Annotated in this window: 20 protein-coding genes and 1 pseudogene; 14 read left to right on the forward strand and 7 right to left on the reverse strand. The window is 48.0% G+C overall.

Annotation, left to right across the window (positions count from 1 at the left end; translation table 11 throughout):
- Positions 1-246 precede the first annotated feature (246 nt).
- Entirely contained in the window at positions 247-531 is a 285-nt protein-coding gene (locus tag G7083_RS06365; protein ID WP_166014026.1) for a hypothetical protein, read from the forward strand.
- 86 nt (positions 532-617) lie between these two features.
- Here the strand turns inward: G7083_RS06365 and asnC are convergent, their stop codons facing one another.
- Positions 618-1,073, reverse strand: a complete 456-nt coding sequence (asnC, locus tag G7083_RS06370; RefSeq protein ID WP_166014027.1) for a transcriptional regulator AsnC — start codon at positions 1,071-1,073, stop codon at positions 618-620.
- 194 nt (positions 1,074-1,267) lie between these two features.
- On the opposite strand from asnC, the gene G7083_RS06375 reads away from it, so the two are divergent.
- The gene (locus G7083_RS06375) at positions 1,268-2,053 is read left to right on the forward strand and encodes a class I SAM-dependent methyltransferase (protein ID WP_166014028.1); all 786 of its coding nucleotides are present in this window, start codon (positions 1,268-1,270) and stop codon (positions 2,051-2,053) included.
- Positions 2,054-2,176: 123 nt separating this feature from the next.
- Complete coding sequence (locus G7083_RS06380) at positions 2,177-2,554, forward strand: hypothetical protein (RefSeq protein WP_166014029.1); 378 nt, start codon at positions 2,177-2,179, stop codon at positions 2,552-2,554.
- A 111-nt stretch (positions 2,555-2,665) separates the two neighbouring features.
- On the opposite strand, the gene G7083_RS06385 is transcribed toward G7083_RS06380, so the two are convergent.
- Both G7083_RS06385 and G7083_RS06390 read right to left on the reverse strand, forming a co-directional pair.
- Positions 2,666-3,553, reverse strand: a complete 888-nt coding sequence (locus G7083_RS06385) for a carboxylate/amino acid/amine transporter (protein WP_166014030.1) — start codon at positions 3,551-3,553, stop codon at positions 2,666-2,668.
- Between the two features lie 56 nt (positions 3,554-3,609).
- Entirely contained in the window at positions 3,610-4,035 is a 426-nt protein-coding gene (locus G7083_RS06390; RefSeq protein WP_166014031.1) for a universal stress protein, read from the reverse strand.
- A 164-nt stretch (positions 4,036-4,199) separates the two neighbouring features.
- Between G7083_RS06390 and ftnA the strand changes: the two genes are divergently transcribed.
- From ftnA to tatC, 10 genes and pseudogenes are all read left to right on the forward strand, one after another.
- Positions 4,200-4,727: a non-heme ferritin gene (gene ftnA / locus G7083_RS06395; protein ID WP_166014032.1), complete on the forward strand. Its 528-nt coding sequence runs from the start codon at positions 4,200-4,202 to the stop codon at positions 4,725-4,727.
- A 75-nt stretch (positions 4,728-4,802) separates the two neighbouring features.
- The gene (uspB, locus tag G7083_RS06400; protein ID WP_166014033.1) at positions 4,803-5,126 is read left to right on the forward strand and encodes a universal stress protein UspB; all 324 of its coding nucleotides are present in this window, start codon (positions 4,803-4,805) and stop codon (positions 5,124-5,126) included.
- Positions 5,127-5,251: 125 nt separating this feature from the next.
- Positions 5,252-6,439 (forward strand): NAD(P)/FAD-dependent oxidoreductase, encoded by a 1,188-nt coding sequence (locus tag G7083_RS06405; protein ID WP_166014034.1) that lies wholly within the window; start codon positions 5,252-5,254, stop codon positions 6,437-6,439.
- A 145-nt stretch (positions 6,440-6,584) separates the two neighbouring features.
- Entirely contained in the window at positions 6,585-8,117 is a 1,533-nt protein-coding gene (gene rmuC, locus G7083_RS06410) for a DNA recombination protein RmuC (RefSeq protein ID WP_166014035.1), read from the forward strand.
- A gap of 44 nt (positions 8,118-8,161) precedes the next feature.
- On the forward strand, positions 8,162-8,944 hold the full coding sequence (gene ubiE / locus G7083_RS06415) for a bifunctional demethylmenaquinone methyltransferase/2-methoxy-6-polyprenyl-1,4-benzoquinol methylase UbiE (protein WP_166014036.1): 783 nt from the start codon (positions 8,162-8,164) through the stop codon (positions 8,942-8,944).
- Between the two features lie 26 nt (positions 8,945-8,970).
- Positions 8,971-9,576 (forward strand): SCP2 domain-containing protein, encoded by a 606-nt coding sequence (locus G7083_RS06420; RefSeq protein WP_166015003.1) that lies wholly within the window; start codon positions 8,971-8,973, stop codon positions 9,574-9,576.
- Positions 9,573-11,207: a ubiquinone biosynthesis regulatory protein kinase UbiB gene (gene ubiB, locus G7083_RS06425; protein WP_166014037.1), complete on the forward strand. Its 1,635-nt coding sequence runs from the start codon at positions 9,573-9,575 to the stop codon at positions 11,205-11,207. The genes G7083_RS06420 and ubiB overlap by 4 nt, the downstream gene beginning before the upstream one ends.
- A 56-nt stretch (positions 11,208-11,263) precedes the next feature.
- Positions 11,264-11,518: a Sec-independent protein translocase subunit TatA gene (tatA, locus tag G7083_RS06430; RefSeq protein WP_166014038.1), complete on the forward strand. Its 255-nt coding sequence runs from the start codon at positions 11,264-11,266 to the stop codon at positions 11,516-11,518.
- A gap of 3 nt (positions 11,519-11,521) precedes the next feature.
- Positions 11,522-11,851 (forward strand): annotated as a pseudogene (gene tatB, locus G7083_RS06435) (Sec-independent protein translocase protein TatB); the annotation flags it as partial.
- 179 nt (positions 11,852-12,030) lie between these two features.
- Entirely contained in the window at positions 12,031-12,780 is a 750-nt protein-coding gene (tatC, locus tag G7083_RS06440) for a twin-arginine translocase subunit TatC (protein WP_166014040.1), read from the forward strand.
- A 53-nt stretch (positions 12,781-12,833) separates the two neighbouring features.
- On the opposite strand, the gene dinF is transcribed toward tatC, so the two are convergent.
- Both dinF and lexA read right to left on the reverse strand, forming a co-directional pair.
- Positions 12,834-14,177: an MATE family efflux transporter DinF gene (gene dinF / locus G7083_RS06445; protein ID WP_166014041.1), complete on the reverse strand. Its 1,344-nt coding sequence runs from the start codon at positions 14,175-14,177 to the stop codon at positions 12,834-12,836.
- 217 nt (positions 14,178-14,394) lie between these two features.
- Positions 14,395-15,024: a transcriptional repressor LexA gene (gene lexA / locus G7083_RS06450; protein ID WP_166014042.1), complete on the reverse strand. Its 630-nt coding sequence runs from the start codon at positions 15,022-15,024 to the stop codon at positions 14,395-14,397.
- A 319-nt stretch (positions 15,025-15,343) separates the two neighbouring features.
- On the opposite strand from lexA, the gene plsB reads away from it, so the two are divergent.
- Entirely contained in the window at positions 15,344-17,770 is a 2,427-nt protein-coding gene (gene plsB / locus G7083_RS06455) for a glycerol-3-phosphate 1-O-acyltransferase PlsB (protein WP_166014043.1), read from the forward strand.
- 108 nt (positions 17,771-17,878) lie between these two features.
- Here the strand turns inward: plsB and ubiA are convergent, their stop codons facing one another.
- Positions 17,879-18,739, reverse strand: coding sequence for a 4-hydroxybenzoate octaprenyltransferase (ubiA, locus tag G7083_RS06460; RefSeq protein WP_166014044.1), 861 nt, complete (start codon positions 18,737-18,739; stop codon positions 17,879-17,881).
- A complete protein-coding gene (locus G7083_RS06465; protein WP_166014045.1) occupies positions 18,736-19,278 on the reverse strand; it encodes a chorismate lyase in 543 nt (180 codons plus the stop codon). Before G7083_RS06465 ends, ubiA begins: the two co-directional genes overlap by 4 nt.
- Positions 19,279-19,427 lie beyond the last annotated feature (149 nt).

Below are 19,427 nucleotides of genomic sequence, written 5' to 3' on the forward strand. Positions count from 1 at the left end.
ACTCTTTTTAGCGATGCTGCGCAAATATCTGGCTATCACTTAAGGTTCGATCAGCACATCAACAGGTGTGATCGGTTGAAATAAGAGAGGTTTGTTCTCGGTTGTTTATTCATTCTGGCCATGATTTCCAAAGATGAAGCAGTATGGTGCAGAAAAATGCGTGCCAACGCTATTTTACTCAGTGTGCTTCCTGTGTATATTGTGGGCCTTTTCACTATTGACTAACCGTTTGGAACCCAAAACACCATGTCTTTAACCACCTATGAAATGGCTCGCATTCTAGAGCAGCTAGAAGAATCTCCAGAGAAGGTGATGTATGGCAAACTGCTTAATGAATTAGGTAATCAAAGCAGCGAACGTATTCGCAGCGCCGCTAAACAAGTCCCTCTGACGGTGCTGCGCGATCTGATTTATCAGTTCCAGCAAGTCATCGAATCGCGCAAAGGTGAGCAAGTTGAAGCGATTGCTAAGCAACTGGTGCAACAAGGCATTTCTGCAGAAGAACTACTCGATTACCTCAAAAAACGTTAACGGCAGTCATCATCCACAGTGTTATCTTTTGTTTCATGTTATTAACTTAAGCAGCCAGACGATTTATAGCTGTCTCGGCTAAATCGTTAGGGATTGACGTTGCGATTGATGGGATTTTGTAATGAGATCAATGTTTCAGTGGACTGTACTTCATCAATCGCTTGTAGCTTGTCAATCAACACATGCTGTAACTCTTCAATTGAACGACACATCAATTTGACAAAAATATTATAGGCACCGGTGGTGTAATAAGCTTCCACCACCTCATCGAGTGCGTTTAGTTTGGCGAGTGCCGAGTGGTAGTCGCGCGCCGCATTCAAATTAATGCCAATAAAGCAGCAAACGTCGTAACCGAGCTTTTTGGTGTTAACCACCACTTCTGTGCCTTGAATGACGTCACTCGCTTTCATCTTTTCAATTCGTACATGAATGGTTGCTGGGCTCACATTAAATTGTTTAGCCATTTCGGCATAGGGCGTGCGAGCGTCATCCATCAAAATCTTCAAAATGGCGCGATCCAGATCATCGAGTTTAGTTTGCATTATGTTCCTGATACTCCGTGATGCCGACAGGCGATAGCGAGGCTTGATGTTACCATTATTGTGCGGTTAGGGAAGCTTTGCGCTGACTTGTGCTGAGAGCTTGTAACGGTGACATCATCACAAGAGAAAGCGTAGGGTTTGCTGACAAAATCCGCTACACTGAGCGCTGTTTTCTCTCGGTTTTCGGAGTTCCTTTGTTCATTCAATTGATTTGCGAAGCGCCACACCGCGCGCAAGAGTTAGAGCAGATTGCTAGCCGTTGGCAACTGCAAGCGAGCGATGACAGTCTATTTGCTCTGGTGCTGGGTGAGCAGCGTCTTGAACTGCGCAAATTAGATGAACCCAAACTTGGGGCGATCTATGTCGATTGGGTTGCAGGTGCGGTCGCCCATCGCCGCAAATTTGGTGGTGGCAAAGGGCAGTCGATTGCTAAAGCCGCTGGCCTCAATAAAGGAGTCACACCTGTCGTACTGGATGCGACGGCGGGTTTAGGACGAGATGCTTTTGTATTGGCCTCCTTGGGTTGTCGAGTGCAGATGGTTGAGCGCCATCCTGTGGTCGCGGCATTGTTGGAAGATGGCTTACAACGCGCCAAGCAAGACAGTGAAATCGGTGCTTGGGTCAGTGAGCGTATGTGTCTGTTGCACGCATCAAGTCATACCGCATTACAGCAACTGGCGGCGGAGCCAAATTTTGTGGCACCGGATGTGATTTATCTCGATCCCATGTACCCACATCCAGACAATAAGAAAAAAAGTGCGCTGGTTAAAAAAGAGATGCGAGTTTTTCAATCGTTGGTGGGGGCGGACAATGATGCGGATGCTTTACTTGATCCCGCATTGCAACTGGCTCGTAAGCGGGTAGTGGTCAAACGACCTGACTACGCACCATGGCTGCAACAGCAGCCACCGACTATGGTGATTGAAACCAAGAAAAACCGTTTTGATGTTTATGTACTTGCTGCGATGGACAGTGAATAACGACTTTGGCTTAGTCTGGCATGATTTAGTGAGATCAATATTACTGGATCGGTGTTGTATTTTGGGGTGAACCACGTAATATCCGCAGCTGAGAATAGTTCGTATTTTAGTTGGAGCGCTAACGTGGCTAAACGTCTATGCAAACTGAGTCGCAGTGAGCTTGTGACCTCGCTGGGCGAGATTGAACGGTTGGTGGTATCACCACAATTTTTATGTCGTAGCTGCGCTCGCGTAGCTGCGGATAAAAAGTATTTGTGCAAACCACAATCACTCAGTAGCCAAGCATTAGCCACTGTGGCTAACACCGAATTGTCGGTTGCGGCCAGTGTGGTAGTGTCTAAGAAAGGCGCTACTAAGCAGCAGAGGTTTGATAAAAAACTAGAAAAGCTGTTGAAAAGACAGCGTAAGCTGATCAAAAAGCAGCACAAGTTAGCCAGTAAAGTTGAGAAAATCCATCCACAGAGAACTCAACCAAGTGCACAACCCGCTGGTATGCACTAAGCCGTAAAATTTCCGCCATGTTTTATTGTCGTCCCATCACCACCACCTTGGGCGGTGGTGATGGTTTGAAGCACTGGCTGAGATGAGTTTGGGCCCTGTGCATTTTTCCGATTATTGAGGGTATTGGCGTTGATAATCGCGCTCTACACGACGTTTTACCCAAGTTTCATTAAGCCACAGCGAAGCTAAGATCACTACACCACCGAGTGAAAGACGCAGCAAATCTACATCGCGATTCCAGATCAGAATATTGACCACTAGACCTGCCGGTACTAACGCATTATTCATAATCGCTAAGGCTCCAGCATTGACCATGCATGCGCCTTTATTCCAGGCAAAATAGCCCAGTCCAGACGCAATTAGCCCCAAATACAGCAAAATACCCCATTGCAGTTGAGTGGTAGGCAGTTGTTTTAGATTGCCAAACAGTAACAGTGCACCACTGGCGACGACAAAAGCTCCCAGATAGAAATAGCCAAATACGGCATGTTGAGGCAGGCGGATCGGCTGCTGTTCAAGCACATATTTGTAGCCGACTTGGCCAATCGCAAAACAAAGGTTGGCGGCTTGCACGACCAGAAAACCTGCGAAAAAGTGCGGACTAATTGCCGCGAATTTGATCAGCACTGCGCCAAGTACCGCAACCAAAGCGGTTAGTAGATACCAGGGTGAGAAACGCCGATGGAGCAAATCATAAATCAGCGTGACATAAATCGGTGTGAATACGGTGAACAGTAGTACTTCCGGAACGGAGAGTAGCAAGAAAGATTGATAATAGAAGCAATACATTAAGCCCAACTGAATGCCACCCAGCGCCATCAATTTGCCAATCAAGGCACGTGGTACGCCTTGAATACGCAGGAAAGGAATAAAAACTAGGCTAGCTAGCGCGACGCGCATCCAAACGGCAAACCAAGCATCAACCTGACCAGCAAGATAAACGCCGATCAGGCTAAACGAAAACGCCCATAACAGGGTGACTGCAGAAAGATAAACCATAACGCCATCGATAAAAGGAATGGAAAATGGCAGTCTACCTGAGTCTTTTCTGTTCGTCAGTCGTTGAGTGGTACAACCAACATATCCACCGGCGAGCTATTGATCAATTGACGCGTGGAAGAGAGCAGTTTGCTCCAGAAATCTTGGTGATGGCCACACACCAGCAGGTCAACATTAAATTCATTGATGGTTTCACACAGTTCATTACTTAAATCACCACTGCCGACTAACGTATGCTTGATCGGATAATCGGCATGCTGCGCCAGACTTTGTAATTGCGTGAGTGATGACTCCATTGAATGGTGTTGGGTTTCCGCCAAATTAATATCGATTAGACCGGTATATAGCTCGGCATAGTTTACATCGATATGGATAAATGAAATGGCGGCATTAAGCGGTTTGGCCAGTGCCACCGCTTTCTCAACCAGTAGTTTGCTATCTTCAGAGAGATCGACTGCGACCAAAAGATGTTGATAACTCATTGTTCAGGCTCCTGTTCGGGTGACTTAATACAGCGTAGCACTGGCGGCTGTAATTTTTTGTCGCAGCGATCTCAGTTTGATCGTGCTGGCTTGAGCAACGACTACAATAGCCAGTGGCTATGCTATAGTTTGTGTAAACAGTTGGCGTAAATTAGGAGCTTTTTATGTTGTCGCAAGCGATGGTTGAGCATCTCAATCAGCAAATTAACCTAGAATTTTTTTCATCCAATCTATACTTACAAATGAGTGCTTGGTGTGAAGACAAAGGCTTTGACGGTGCGGCTGCATTTTTGCGTGCACATGCCGTGGAAGAAATGCAGCACATGCAACGTTTGTTTACCTATGTGAGCGAAACTGGGGCGCTCCCCATTCTTGGTGCCATCGCCGCACCGCGCCACGATTTCGCTTCACTGGGTGAGGTGTTTCGCGAGACTTATCAACACGAACAGAAGATCACCCAACAGATTAACAAACTGGCCCATGTGGCGTTTAGCAACCAAGATTACTCAACCTTTAACTTCCTGCAGTGGTACGTGGCTGAACAGCACGAGGAAGAGAAATTGTTTAAAGGGATTTTAGATAAGCTAGAGCTGGTCGGTGAAGATGGTAAGGCGCTGTTCTTTATCGATAAAGATCTTTTAGCATTGGCGAAAAAAGGCCCATCTTCGGTGATGGATGTCCCTGCAGAGTGAAATAAGCCACGAGGTAGCTTAAAGTGGTGATCTTTTACTCCGGGCATGCTGAACACCAGGTGTAAGGAGGAAAAGATGATCGGTGCAGATACCATTCTATTGGCGCTTATGAGTGTTACGGCAATTAATGTGGTGCGTTATGTTACCGCGCTGCGTTCGTTGCTTTACATCATGCGTGAAGCGCATCCGCTACTGTATCAACAAGTCGATGGACGCGGCTTTTTTACTACTCATGGCAATATGACTAAGCAGGTGCGTTTGTATCATTACCTGAAAAGTCGCGAGTATCATCATCATCATGATCCGCTGTTTATTGGTAAATGTGATCGAGTGCGTGAACTGTTTGTATTATCCGGTTCTTTGCTGGTGCTCACAACGGTTGTTGCCTTTATGCTTTAGCCTGCCGCGTTAAACCGCACTTGGTCTCGCGTTGGCATCGTAGTGGTTTGCCGCTACAATAACCGCCAAAATGAGTAAGGATGTGCACTCAGCACATCCTTTTTTTATGGGATGAGAGAGCGGTAATGAGCAAGAAAGTTGACGTAGTGATAATTGGTGCTGGTGCTGCTGGTTTAATGTGTGCCGCGCAGGCAGCGCAGCGAGGCCGCCAAGTGTTACTGCTCGATCATGCCAAAAAACCGGGACGGAAAATTCTCATTTCTGGCGGTGGTCGCTGTAATTTTACCAACTATGAGGTGTCGGCAGCGAATTATGTATGCCAAAACCCACACTTTGTGAAATCGGCACTCTCCCAATACAGCAACTGGGATTTCATTTCGCTAGTCAGTAAATATGCTATTGATTATGAAGAGCGTGAACACGGCCAGTTATTTTGCTTAGATTCAGCGAAACAGATCGTTGATATGCTGCTGAGCGAATGTAATCAACCGAATCTTGAGCAGCATTATCAAGTTGAGATTAGTGCGATAAGCCAAATCGAATCGGGTTTTGCGCTGCAAACCACACTCGGAGCCATTGAATGCAGTTCGCTGGTCGTAGCAACCGGTGGTTTGTCGATGCCCGCGCTGGGCGCGACTCCATTGGGTTACAAAATTGCTGAGCAGTTTGGCTTACCCGTGATCAGCACCTGTGCCGGTTTAGTGCCGTTTACATTACATGTGCAAGATAAACAAGATTTCGCGCCATTATCAGGAATTGCGATCCCCGTTGAAATGAGCACGCAAGGCGGTCAAAGCTTCAAACAAGCCTTGCTGTTTACTCATCGCGGCTTGTCTGGGCCTGCGGTGCTACAAATTTCCTCCTATTGGCAGCCGGGTCAAGCCATTACCACTAACTTGTTACCTGCAGTTGACTTAGCACGGCTATTGGGTGATGAGAAACAAAACCATCCAAATCAAAGCTTGAAAAACACCCTCTCCAAAGTGCTGCCCAAGCGTTTAGTCGAAGTGTTCATTGAGCGAAAAATGTTTGCCGATAAACCACTCAAACAATATACCCCGCAAGAGTTGGAAGTGGTGCAAAGCCGTTTGCAGAGCTGGTCTATCGTGCCAAACGGCACCGAAGGTTACCGCACTGCCGAAGTGACTTTAGGTGGCGTTGATACCGATTGTCTCTCTTCAAAAACCATGGAGTGTAAAACCGTCAAAGGACTGTTCTTTGTTGGTGAGGTGATGGATGTCGCTGGTTGGCTTGGTGGCTATAACTTTCAATGGGCGTGGTCGAGTGGCTACGTAGCGGGTCAGTGGGTTTAAGTAAAACGCGGGTTAAAGCTCACTGGATAAGCTGAGGCTAGGGTCGATTGTGCTGCTTTGGTGTTAATAAATTTGTAACCAACTGGACATTTATCCAGTGTCGAAATACCCTTGTTAGCGAGATAAATCACCGTAAGTGTTCAACATGCAATGGATTTTTGAAAATCAAACCGTATTGTGGTCGGGGTTAGTGAGTGCTAGCACGGCTGGGATGGCAGCAGGTTGGTGGATGAAGCAGCGTTATCAATTGAAAACACAACTGCTGACCCAGCAACTTGAACAACAAAACGATTGGCATACCCAGCAGATGCAGCAGCTTAACCAGCAACTGGCTAACGCGCAGCACGAGTTAGATGAATTAGATAATCTACGTGATAAAAATGAGTTTGAGCTAAAGCAGCTGCATGGCAAGTTAATGGCGGTGCTGGAAAAACTGCGTTACTTCGAGGATGTGAAGCAAGAGCGCCAGCAGTATGCGGATCAACTTAATCACTTGCGTGCGGCTAATGCTGAACTCGATAGTCAATTACGCGAACAAGAAGCGCGTTATCAACAACAGTTGGTGTCGAGCCAAGAAAAATTGCAGTTACTGGAGCGCGCAGAAGATCGCCTCAAGCAGCAGTTTGAGCAGTTAGCCAATCAAGTCTTCGAGCACAAAACCATCAGCGTTGATCAGCAAAACCGCCAGAGTTTGCAAGGTTTGTTGACCCCACTGAAAGAGCAGTTAGAAGGCTTTAAAAAACAGGTCAATGACAGTTTTAATCACGAAGCGAAAGAGCGCCATACTTTAGTGCATGAATTGCGTAACTTGCAGCGCCTCAATGAACAGATGGCGCAAGAGGCGCTTAACCTAACCCAAGCATTAAAAGGCGATAACAAGCAGCAAGGAAACTGGGGTGAGGTGGTGCTGGCGCGAGTGCTGGCTGAATCTGGGCTACGTGAAGGACATGAATACCAAACCCAAGTCAGCTTACAAAACGAAGCAGGCAAACGCTATCAGCCGGATGTGATTGTTTACCTGCCGCAAAATAAACAAGTGGTGGTTGATTCAAAAATGGCCTTGGTGGCTTATGAGCGCTACTTCCATGCGCAAACCGATAGTGAGCGTGATAGTGCCCTAGGTGAGCACTTACTTGCGCTGCGAAACCATATTCGTGGATTAAGCCAAAAAGATTATCATCAGTTGCAAGGCATTCAGAGCCTTGATTATGTGCTGATGTTTATTCCGGTTGAGCCAGCGTTCCAAGTTGCGATTCAGGCCGATCCCAGCTTAGTTAAAGACGCGCTGGAGCAGAACATTATTTTGGTCAGTCCAACCACTCTGTTGGTGGCACTGCGCACCATTGATAATTTATGGCGCAATGAGCGGCAAAATCAAAACGCTCAGGTGATCGCAGAGCGAGCCAGCAAGTTGTACGATAAATTGCGCTTATTTGTTGACGATATGCAAGCACTGGGCGGCGCGCTAGATAAAGCCAATCAGAGCTATCAGGGAGCAATGAGTAAGTTGGTCACCGGGCGTGGCAACGCGATCCGTCAAGCGGAAAGTTTTAAGCAGCTTGGGGTGGAGATCAAACGCTCGATTGCCCAGCCTTTGATTGACCGCGCGCAACACTCGGCGGAAATGGAAAATGCCCCTTTAGTAGAAAGACATCCGATTGAGGATAAAGTAAACTAACTGCCCGCAGTTGCCGTCGCCATGACGGCCAGAGAGGAAAAACAATGACCGACACCAACGTGCTCGTAAACACTGAGCCAGACTATCAAGAAACCACCCATTTTGGTTTTACTACCGTACCTAAAGACGAAAAAGTCCACAAAGTCGCGCAAGTATTTCATTCGGTAGCGGCCAAGTACGACATCATGAATGATTTGATGTCTGGTGGTATTCACCGTTTATGGAAGCGTTTTACCATTGATTGCTCTGGAGCGCGTGCTGGACAACGCATTCTCGATTTAGGTGGTGGCACGGGTGACTTAACCGCTAAGTTTTCACGTATTGTCGGTGATAAAGGTCATGTCATCCTCGCGGATATTAATAACTCAATGCTGAATGTGGGACGCGATAAACTGCGCGACAGTGGCATTGTTGGCAATGTGCATTATGTGCAGGCTAACGCGGAAGAGTTGCCGTTTCCGGACAACTATTTTGACTGTATCACCATCAGTTTCTGTCTGCGTAACGTGACCGATAAAGATAAAGCGCTCCGCTCGATGTTTCGTGTATTGAAACCGGGTGGTCGTTTGTTGGTGCTTGAATTTTCCAAGCCGATCTTAGAGCCGTTGTCTAAACTTTACGATACCTACTCATTTCATATTCTGCCTAGGATGGGACAATTGATCGCTAACGATGCCGACAGTTACCGCTATCTTGCCGAATCGATCCGCATGCATCCTGATCAAGATACTCTGCAAGGCATGATGGAACAGGCTGGCTTTGAACAAACTACCTATTACAACCTGACCGGCGGCATTGTGGCGCTGCATCGTGGTTACAAATTTTAAGGGCTGCTATGTCATTGCTTGCGACCATGCCACTCGCACCGCTGCTCACTGCGCTGCTTGAAACGACGCTCAACACGCTGATCAGTGAGGATTCCAGTTTAATCCGCCAACGGCAACGTCTCAAAGGTAAAGTGATCTCACTGCATCTGCGTGAATGGCAGCAAACGGTGACTTTTGTATTCAGTCAGCAAATTGATGTAATGACCGGTTTTGAAGGTCAAGCAGATTGCTATTTAGCGTTCGATCTCTCGATTTTGCGGCAACTGCGCGAGCAAGAAAATATCACCCAACTGATTAAGCAAGATAAATTGCAATTGGAAGGTGATCTGCAACTGGCGCAAAAATTTGCAGCGCTGATCAGCGATTGTCGGCCAGATATGGAAGAGTGGTTATCGCGCATGATGGGTGACGCGCTGGCACACAGCTTAGTTCATAGTGTTAAAAGCATGGCTGAAACTTTGAAACGGCAAGCATCGCAATCTCAACATCATTTGGCTCAGGTACTCACCGAAGAGTGGCGAATGGCCCCTCCCGCATTGGAAATTGCCTATTTTTGTGATCAGGTCGATGAGCTCACCAGTCACACCGCCCGCTTAGAAGCACGCATCAGCCAGTTATTGGGATCCGCATGAAACCTGCAGAGTTGAAACGGTTATACCACATAATCAAAGTACAACTGGAATATGGCCTCGATGAGTTGTTGCCCAACCATCATTTGACGCGCACGCCACTGCTGGTTCGTCAATGTCTATTCTGGTTACGTAATCAGCATAGCGAGCTACCGTTGGGGGAGCGCTTACGTTTAGCACTGCAAGAGCTAGGTCCGGTATGGATTAAATTTGGCCAAATGATGTCAACTCGGCGTGATCTGTTCCCGCCACACATCGCCGATCCATTGGCGATGCTACAAGACAAAGTTGCCCCATTTGATGGCCTGCAAGCCAAACAACTGATGGAGCAAGAACTGGGTGCAGCCCTGGAAACCTGGTTCGATGAGTTTGATATTAAACCGTTAGCCTCTGCTTCCATCGCCCAAGTACATACCGCCAAGCTGAAAAGTAATGGCCGCGATGTGGTGCTGAAAGTGATCCGTCCCGATATTCATCGGCAAATCGATGCGGATCTCAAACTGATGTATCGCGTGGCGCGTATTGTGGCGAAAGCATTGCCGCAGGCGCGCCGCTTAAAACCGGTTGAAGTGGTACGCGAATATGAGCAAACTTTGCTTGCCGAGTTGGATTTACGTCGTGAAGCCGCTAACGCGATTCAGTTGCGTCGCAACTTTGCTGGCAGTGAAGAGCTGTATGTACCAGAAGTCTTTACCGAGTTTTGTAATCAAACCGTCATGGTTTCTGAGCGAATATATGGCATCCAAGTCTCTGACTTGGCGAGATTGCACTCCAATGGCACCAATATGAAATTATTGGCTGAACGCGGGGTTAGGGTTTTTTTCACCCAAGTTTTTCGCGACAGTTTTTTTCATGCCGATATGCATCCTGGCAATGTGTTCGTCAATCCAGCACATCCTGATAATCCGCAATGGATCGGTTTGGATTGCGGCATCGTGGGTACACTCAATAGCGCAGATAAACGTTATCTGGCCGAAAACTTTCTGGCTTTTTTCAATCGCGACTATCGCCGAGTGGCCCAGTTGCATGTCGATTCAGGTTGGGTTCCGCTGGATACCAATGTTGATGAGTTTGAAGTCGCGATCCGTATGGTGTGCGAGCCGATTTTTGCCAAGCCGTTGTGTGAAATTTCGTTTGGTCATGTGCTGCTTAACCTATTTAACACTGCGCGGCGTTTCAATATGGAAGTGCAACCGCAGTTGGTTTTGCTGCAAAAAACACTGTTGTATGTTGAAGGTTTAGGGCGTCAGCTCTATCCTCAACTGGACTTGTGGCAAACTGCTAAACCATTTTTGGAACAGTGGATGGCCAATCAGGTTGGGCCGCAAGCCTTTTGGCATACGCTGAAAGAGCGTGCACCACTATGGTTTGAAAAAATGCCTGAGCTGCCAGAATTATTGTATGACAGTTTAAAGCAAGGTCGTAATCTGAATCAGCGTTTAGAGAGCTTTTATCAAGGCTATCGACAATCAAAACGTCAGCAGGGAACGGCGAAGTTTTTATTTGGTGTTGGAGCAACATTCGCCGTATGCTCAGCGATATGGATCTCCAATCAGTTGGAATTATTGGCTATCGGTAGCGCAACGTTTGGCGCATTATGTTGGCTGCTCAGTTGGCGAGCTTACCGTCAGTAGCGCAATGGCGCTTGGTGGTGTTCGAAGATTTATTCACATAACCCGAGGTAAAAAAAATGGGTGGTATCAGTATTTGGCAACTTCTTATCATCGCCGTTATCGTGGTATTGCTGTTTGGCACCAAGAAACTGCGTGGTATTGGTGGTGATTTAGGTAGTGCGGTTAAAGGCTTTAAGAAAGCGATGTCGGAAGATGAAACAAACCCCACAACCGCCAATCAACAGAAAGATGCTGATTTTGCAACCAAAAACCTTGAGCAGCCGCAAACCAATGCGACCGCTGAAGTGAAAAAAGACAAAGAGCAGGCTTAAATCGTGTTTGATGTCGGTTTTTGGGAGCTGGTGTTGATCGCGATTGTGGCACTGGTGGTGCTCGGTCCGGAACGATTACCGCATGCGATTCGCAGCGTTGCTAAGTTTGTCTCCACCGCGAAAAGCATGGCTAATAGCGTTAAAGACGAGCTGGCGCGCGAGTTGAAAGTGCAGGAACTGCAAGAAAACCTGCGCAAAGCTGAGCAGATGGGGATGCAAAATTTATCGCCAGAGCTGCAACAATCGGTCGAATCACTCAAGCAAGCCGCGCAGCAAGTACAGCAGCCTTATGCGGCTCCATCAGCCAGTGACACCCAAGCCGACTCTACGAGTGGTGAGAAGGATGTGACTGTCGAGCCGGATCCGCATCTTGAGAGTGTCGCGCCAGCGCCGGTTAACAAGACCGATTAGGCGATGTGAGCTGACTCGATTGTCTTCCCAAACTAAACTGTCTTCACAAAGAGTTATCCTCGGTGCGATAACTCTTTTTTGATCTGCTACATGAGGTTTGCATGTCTTCCGTTGAACAACCCCAACCTTTAATCAGCCATCTATTGGAACTGCGTGATCGCCTACTGAAAGCCGTTGCGGCGGTGGTGGTGGTGTTTATTGGTTTGATCTATTTTTCCAATGAGATTTACCAATTTGTCTCCAAACCGTTAGTGGAAAGGCTGCCGGCTGGGGCCACGATGATCGCAACCGATGTGGCGTCTCCGTTTTTCACTCCATTGAAACTGACCTTAATTGCCGCGGTATTTATTTCGGTGCCATTTATTCTTTATCAAGTCTGGGCCTTTGTTGCACCGGGTTTGTATAAGCATGAGCGGCGGTTAATTTTTCCACTGTTGGTTTCAAGTTCACTGTTGTTTTACTGTGGGGTGGCGTTTGCTTACTTTGTGGTTTTTCCATTAGTGTTCGGTTTTTTCACGGCGATTTCCTTAAGTGGCGTAGAGTTCGCCACCGATATTGCCAGCTATCTCGATTTTGTGTTGGCGCTGTTTTTAGCCTTTGGTATTGCCTTTGAAGTGCCGGTGGCGATCATTTTGCTGTGTTGGACCGGTGCCACCACGCCAAGCAGCCTGTCGCAAAAACGGCCATACATTATCGTTGGGGCGTTTGTCGTGGGCATGTTCTTGACGCCACCAGATATGATTTCGCAAACTTTGCTGGCGATACCGATGTGTTTGTTATTTGAAGTCGGGCTGTTTTTTGCCAGATTTTATACTCGAGACAATACCACACCCCCCTCAGATGAGGATTAGCGAGTCGCGGTTATGGTATGGGTAATATGGGGCAAATAATGTGCCCCGACTTTTTATTGCCACAACCAAGTTCCTGCTCGCCACTGGCGATAGAGTGTGATGCCTAAGGTTATAGCGCGTAGCGCCATAAAGCTGAGCATGGCAAACCACAGCGCATGATTGCCGAGATCGGTACTCAGCCAATAAAGCGCAAAAAAACTCACCGCCGCGATCGCCATGCTATTACGCATTTCTCGCCCTTTGGTCGCGCCAATAAACACCCCATCCAGTAAAAAGCACCACACGGAGATCAGCGGCATTGCCACCAGCCAAGGTAAATAGGTAGCCGCAGTGATTTGTACGCTGGGAATATTGGTGATGAGCGGAATGATCTGCGTTCCCAAGCTAAAGAAAAGTGCACTAAGTAGTGCACAGATCAGCAGTGCCCAAAAAGTGCTACCTATCATCGAAGCGCGTAGTTGCTGGTTATCTTTGCCACCTATCGCTTTGCCAACCATCGCTTCCATCGCATAGGCAAATCCATCCATGCCGTAGGAAATGATCATCAATAAACTCATTAATACCGCATTGGCTGCCACGGTTTGATCGCCGAGGGCCGCACCTTGAAAGGTCATAAAGCTAAACACGGCTTGCAGGCAAAGTGAACGCAGAAAAATGTCTCGATTTAGGGTGACTAGCCGTGAAAGTTGCGTACTGAATGTGGTTAATAAGCCGAGTAGTGCAGGTAACTGCTGCTGTCGCCAGTAGCGAATGACAAACATCAGGCCAAACATCAGACCCGTATAGTCGGCGATCACCGATGCCATCGCGGCGCCTTCAACCTTTAAATCTAAGCCAAGTACCAACAGGAGATCGAACGCAATATTGGTCAGGTTAATGATGATCACTATCCACATTGGCGCGCGAGCATTTTGAGTGCCGAGTAACCAGCCTAACAAAACCAAATTGAGCAGTGCCGCTGGCGCGCTCCAAGCGCGAAGATAGAAATAGTTTGCCGCTTGAGTTTTGACTGGCAGGCTGGCAGCGCTGAATTGAAAAATCAACTCGGCGATGGGGCGATGCACCAGTAAAAAGAGCGCGGCTAAACCAAGCGCGATCACGCAGCTTTGCAGTAATACTTGCCCTAGTTGATGTGGGTTTTGAGCGCCATGGGCTTGGGCGGAGAGGCCGGTCGTCGACATGCGCAGAAAGCCGAGCAACCAAAAGGTGACGCTAATCATAGTGCTGCCCAGTGCCACGCCACCTAAGTACCAAGCATGTTCGAGGTGGCCAATTACCGCAGCGTCCACTAAACCAAGCAGTGGAACGGTAATATTTGATAACACCATAGGTAAAGCGATCGCCAATACTTGGCGATGGACGTTTTTTTGTTGCAGAGTTTGCAAGATCAATGACACACCCAAACCTCAATCTAGATTGGCGGTTAGTGTAACTGAGCGCTGTTTGATCGGCTATGGTGAGTGGCTAATCGGGGCAATTGTGATTGGTGTGGCCTGCGGACTTGAAGTGTTATAGATCTTAACTTATGGAGATACACCGCGAGATAAAAGCCCATCGCCATGGTTGAAAATGGCACATGGGCATTATTATTTAATGGTGGGGATCCTAACGCTGTTACATCCAGTCACTGCTGCGAATCACACCGACGGCAATACCTTCAATGGTCAATGATTGTGCGGTTAAGTCGACCTCAATTGGCGCGAATTCTTCGTTTTCAGCATGCAGTCGCACTTTGGCACCTTTGCGCTCAAAGCGTTTTACGGTGACATCATCTTCGACTCGAGCCACGACGACTTGACCATTACGCACATCTTGAGTTTTGTGGACCGCTAAGAGGTCACCATCAAGAATACCGATATTTTTCATGCTTTCACCATGTACGCGGAGTAGAAAGTCGGCATGAGGGCGAAACATGTTGGGATCGACCTGATAGTGAGTTTCGACATGCTCTTGAGCGAGGATCGGTTCTCCGGCCGCCACTCGGCCGATTAAGGGCAGGCCGCTTTCAATCTCTTCTTGATTGGCGGCATGATCGACGAGAATGCGGATCCCACGTGATGCACCTGGCACCATTTCAATCACTTGTTTACGCGCTAGCGCTTTGAGGTGCTCTTCAGCCGCATTCGCTGAACGAAAACCGAGTTCTTTAGCAATTTCTGCGCGGGTTGGTGGCATTCCGGTTTGCTCAATCTGGGTTTTGATCAGATCAAACACTTGTTGTTGGCGAGGGGTTAACGGCTTCATGAGTTACCTGTCTTTTTATACAGTTGACTGTGAGTATATCCAGTGTCGGTTAAATTGCCAAGCCAATTGCTGGTTTTTTGTCTGATAGTGATGCTAACCACACGGAAAAATCACATAAATGCATCACTCTTCGTCTTGACAGTTGGCGAGTGTGCATCAGAAATGCTGCCAATCTAAGCAATAAAATTAAAAGGTTTGACCAGTTTCTGGTATTCTTGGCGCGCAAAAAACCAGACTGCACGAGTGTATCGCCTCACGCTAAGCGCATCAGAGCACATACAGTCGAGCTTATTTCAAGAATCTTGAGGCTTTGAACTCTATGTCTTCAGGACACCTATTATCTCGTTCACTACTGAAATTGCCGATGTCGGCACTGGTGAAAGGGACTGCAATTCCGTCTGATCCAATTCATGATCTGGCGATTGATCGCCACCAACCGATCATTTACGCGTTACCATTTCGCTCGAATGTGGATTTGCTGACGCTACAAACTCACGCCAAACAAGCTGGTTTGCCGGATCCTCTTGAGCCACTGGTGCTCAATGGTCAAGCCTATCAACGCTATGTGTTTATTGCTTCGCGTCCAACGCTACTCAGTCGTGATCAGCATGTGCCGAATGAGTCGATCACGCTGTTTTCCGATCTGCTTTCTGTGCATAAATTAGACAGTGAATTGAATGTGCAAGTGATCCCTGCGACTGTGCTGTGGGGGCGTAAGCCGGGTAAAGAGGGACAAGAGCGTCCTTATTTGCAAACCTTGAATGGGGCGCAAAAAGCACTAGCGGTACTGACCGCTGGTCGCGACTGTTTAGTGCGCTTTAGCCCTGCCGTCTCTTTGCGTTATATGGCCGATACTCATGGTACGGATGCCTCGATAGCGCATAAACTGGCGCGCGTGGCACGCATTCACTTTTCTCGCCAAAAACTGGCGGCTTCTGGGCCGGATTTGCCGCAGCGCGCGCAGTTATTCGCGCGGTTGATGAACTCGCCAGCGATTGAAAAAGCCATCGCCGATGAAGCGCAAGCAAAACAGATCCCGCTTGAAAAAGCGCGCAAAGCCGCGCATGACATGCTCGATGAAATTGCCGCGGATTTTTCCTATTCGCTGGTGAAAAAAGGCGATCGCGTTTTAGGTTGGTTGTGGAATCGCATTTACCAAGGCCTGAATATCAATAATGCTGCGACCGTACGCCGTTTGGCACAGGATGGGCATGAGATTGTGTATGTGCCTTGTCATCGTAGCCATATGGATTATCTGCTGCTGTCGTATGTGCTCTACCATGAAGGTATGGTGCCTCCGCATATTGCGGCGGGGATTAACCTGAACTTTTTCCCCGCTGGACCGATTTTCCGCCGCGGTGGGGCCTTTTTTATCCGCCGCAGTTTTAAAGGCGCACCACTCTATTCCACGCTGTTTCGTGAATACTTAGCCGAACTCTTTGCCAAAGGGTATTCGGTTGAGTATTTCAGTGAAGGCGGCCGTTCGCGCACCGGACGCTTGCTACCGGCGAAAACTGGGATGTTGGCGATGACCATTCAAGCCATGTTGCGTGGCCTAAATCGTCCGGTCACTTTAGTGCCAGTCTACATTGGCTATGAGCATGTGATGGAAGTGGGGACGTATGCCAAAGAGCTGCGTGGTAAGCGCAAAGAGAAAGAAAACGCCAGCTTAGTGCTACGCACTTTGCGTAAATTGCGCAATTTTGGCCAAGGTTATGTCAACTTCGGTGAGCCAATCCCTCTTAACCAGTTTTTGAATGAAACAGTACCGCAGTGGACACAAGATATTGATCCCATGGGCGCCAGTAAGCCGCAGTGGATGACACCAACTGTGAATCAATTGGCGACGCGCATGATGACTCACATTAATGATGCGGCGGCCGTCAATGCGATGACCTTGTGTGCTACCGCGTTACTGGCTTCTCGTCAGCGAGCTTTGGCGCGGGATAACCTGGTCAAACAGGTTGAGTGCTATTTATCGTTGCTGCGTAATGTGCCTTATTCTGCAACCTCAACGGTACCGGTCGATAGCGCAGAGCGCTTGGTGGAGCATGCGGAATCGTTGGATAAGTTTGTGGTGGAAACCGATACCATGGGCGATATTATTTCACTGGATCGCAATCAATCGATCCTGATGACCTATTATCGCAATAACATTATCCATCTGCTGGCGCTGCCTTCTCTGATTGCGCAATTGCTGCTGCGTCAGCCGAGTGTGTCATTAGAGAAAATACAATCCACTGTGGCGCAGATTTATCCGTTCTTAAAACAAGAGCTGTTTTTGCGTTTTGAGCAAGATGAGCTTAACGATCTGGTGCTGCGCTATGTGCAAGAGCTGGTCAGTCAAGGCTTGGTGAGTATGCAAGGCGATGTCTTGACGCATAATCAAGCTCAGACTCAAGTGTTAATGCTGTTAGGGCAAACCATTGCCGAAACACTTGAACGCTATGCGATTGCGCTGAATCTGTTAGTCAGTCGCCCGCATTTAGATAAAACTGAGCTGGAAGAGAAAAGCCAAGAAGTCGCACAGCGCTTGGGGCGTTTGCACGGCATTAATGCGCCAGAATTTTTTGATAAAGGGGTTTTTGCGGCACTGTTTGTCACGCTACAACAGCAAGGTTATTTAGATAGCCACGGCCGCTGTGTGTTGGTCAGTGCTCAACCGTTGGCACGGCAACTGTACGCGCTGATCTATCCAGAAGTGCGCATGACCATTCAAGAAAGTTTGTGTCAGGTGGATGAATAGTCGAGCTTAAAGCTGCTTATCTAATAAAATCAAAGGCATCCTAGTGATGCCTTTTTGGTTGCCTTGCCTGAGTGACCGCGGCAAGCGTGCTTGAATTGCGTAGATGGATTACGGATAGATGACGCTGAGTAACAGGCCAAGCGTGATCGCCATGCCCACATAATTATTATTTAAAAAAGCTTGAAAGCACGCGCTGCGCTCACGGTAACGGATCAGATGTTGTTGATAGACAAACAGCCCTGCGGCGATCAGCACTCCCCAGTAATAGTAAGAACTGAGTGTCAGCGCTTGGCCTAAAGTGACCAGTAACCCTAAGCTGGCTAGCTGCAGTAAGCCGATGATGCGTTTATCCCAACGCCCAAATAAGATCGCAGTCGATTTGATGCCAATTTTGACATCATCCTCTCTATCGACCATCGCGTATTGTGTATCGTAAGCAATGGTCCACAGTACATTGATCGTAAACAGCGCCCAGACCGAGGCAGGCAGGGCATTGGCTTGCGCTGCCCACGCCATTGGTATCGACCAACTGAACGCTAAGCCAAGCACTAGCTGAGGCAGATGGGTATAGCGTTTCATAAATGGGTAGATAAAAGCTAGGAGCAGACCGATGCACGAGAGTTGGATCGTCAGGCTATTCATGGTTAAAACTAAGCCAAAAGCACTCACCACCAGTAAGGTAAACAGCCATAACGCTTGCTTGGCGGTGACTAATCCTGCGGGTAGTGGCCGCTGGCGGGTGCGTTGTACATAGCCATCGACATGACGATCGGCGTAGTCATTGATCACACAGCCTGCAGAACGCATTAAAAATACCCCGCAGACAAATACGCCCAGCACTCGAATATCGGGTAGGCCTTCAGCCGCCAAAAATAGCGCCCACAAGGTTGGCCACAGCAGCAATAGTGAGCCAATCGGGCGATCCATTCGCATCAATTGCCAATATGCACGGGCTTTCGCTTGGTTCATAACACGCTCTCCTTAGCGTAAATCGGTGCGCTGGCGAGAAATACTTCGCTCACCAGTATAGGTTTGTGATTGATTGCTAAACGAGAACGTCGAGCTAACAGTGGCCCCGATGGCGTGGTGACCCAAGCCACTTGCAATTCATCTCGTTCAACATGTTCAGCACTAAACAGAGTTAAGCCGAGCGGCGTGTCACCTTGCTGAGATAAATCAAACTCCGGATGATGCAGCGAAGAGTATGGGATGATGCTATGCCCCAATACCCAAGGTTGCTGGTCACCGCTAATCACGACTTGACGCAGCAAGTATTGTTCGTGTGCCAGTAATGTCAGTTCATCCGATTGCAGTGAGGTTGCCGGCATGATTTGGTTATTCAGCACTTCAACCGTCAACTGATGACAAGAATTGGCCATACAACGTGATAATGAGCCGGCTTCAAGCAGCCACTGTTTGGCTAAATGACTTGGAAACTTAATGTGATCCGGTGGCTGCCAGATCGCTTGTTTGAGTGTGGCTAAATAGAGCGAAGTTATTTGATTCATATTCTTATTCAATGTGACGCTTGATCTGAAATCCATTTCTACCTGCAACTCTGAGCGGTTTGGGTATACAATAAAGCTCAGGTTTTGATTCCAAATCAAAGAGTTCGAACACGGAAAGCATTTTATTTACGCAATGGATGCTCTATTGT

This window comes from Vibrio sp. HDW18 (assembly GCF_011306175.1).
GTDB lineage: Bacteria > Pseudomonadota > Gammaproteobacteria > Enterobacterales > Vibrionaceae > Vibrio > Vibrio chanodichtyis.

What these genes read in the sequence shown, in the direction of transcription:
- tatC (WP_166014040.1), top strand. Translation starts at nt 12,031, where the DNA reads ATGTCTTCCGTTGAACAACCCCAACCTTTAATCAGCCATCTATTGGAA.
- lexA (WP_166014042.1), bottom strand. Translation starts at nt 15,024, where the DNA reads ATGAAGCCGTTAACCCCTCGCCAACAACAAGTGTTTGATCTGATCAAA.
- G7083_RS06405 (WP_166014034.1), top strand. Translation starts at nt 5,252, where the DNA reads ATGAGCAAGAAAGTTGACGTAGTGATAATTGGTGCTGGTGCTGCTGGT.
- ubiA (WP_166014044.1), bottom strand. Translation starts at nt 18,739, where the DNA reads ATGAACCAAGCGAAAGCCCGTGCATATTGGCAATTGATGCGAATGGAT.
- ubiB (WP_166014037.1), top strand. Translation starts at nt 9,573, where the DNA reads ATGAAACCTGCAGAGTTGAAACGGTTATACCACATAATCAAAGTACAA.
- G7083_RS06390 (WP_166014031.1), bottom strand. Translation starts at nt 4,035, where the DNA reads ATGAGTTATCAACATCTTTTGGTCGCAGTCGATCTCTCTGAAGATAGC.
- ftnA (WP_166014032.1), top strand. Translation starts at nt 4,200, where the DNA reads ATGTTGTCGCAAGCGATGGTTGAGCATCTCAATCAGCAAATTAACCTA.
- rmuC (WP_166014035.1), top strand. Translation starts at nt 6,585, where the DNA reads ATGCAATGGATTTTTGAAAATCAAACCGTATTGTGGTCGGGGTTAGTG.
- tatA (WP_166014038.1), top strand. Translation starts at nt 11,264, where the DNA reads ATGGGTGGTATCAGTATTTGGCAACTTCTTATCATCGCCGTTATCGTG.
- uspB (WP_166014033.1), top strand. Translation starts at nt 4,803, where the DNA reads ATGATCGGTGCAGATACCATTCTATTGGCGCTTATGAGTGTTACGGCA.
- ubiE (WP_166014036.1), top strand. Translation starts at nt 8,162, where the DNA reads ATGACCGACACCAACGTGCTCGTAAACACTGAGCCAGACTATCAAGAA.
- G7083_RS06365 (WP_166014026.1), top strand. Translation starts at nt 247, where the DNA reads ATGTCTTTAACCACCTATGAAATGGCTCGCATTCTAGAGCAGCTAGAA.
- G7083_RS06465 (WP_166014045.1), bottom strand. Translation starts at nt 19,278, where the DNA reads ATGAATCAAATAACTTCGCTCTATTTAGCCACACTCAAACAAGCGATC.
- G7083_RS06420 (WP_166015003.1), top strand. Translation starts at nt 8,971, where the DNA reads ATGCCACTCGCACCGCTGCTCACTGCGCTGCTTGAAACGACGCTCAAC.
- G7083_RS06385 (WP_166014030.1), bottom strand. Translation starts at nt 3,553, where the DNA reads ATGGTTTATCTTTCTGCAGTCACCCTGTTATGGGCGTTTTCGTTTAGC.
- asnC (WP_166014027.1), bottom strand. Translation starts at nt 1,073, where the DNA reads ATGCAAACTAAACTCGATGATCTGGATCGCGCCATTTTGAAGATTTTG.
- plsB (WP_166014043.1), top strand. Translation starts at nt 15,344, where the DNA reads ATGTCTTCAGGACACCTATTATCTCGTTCACTACTGAAATTGCCGATG.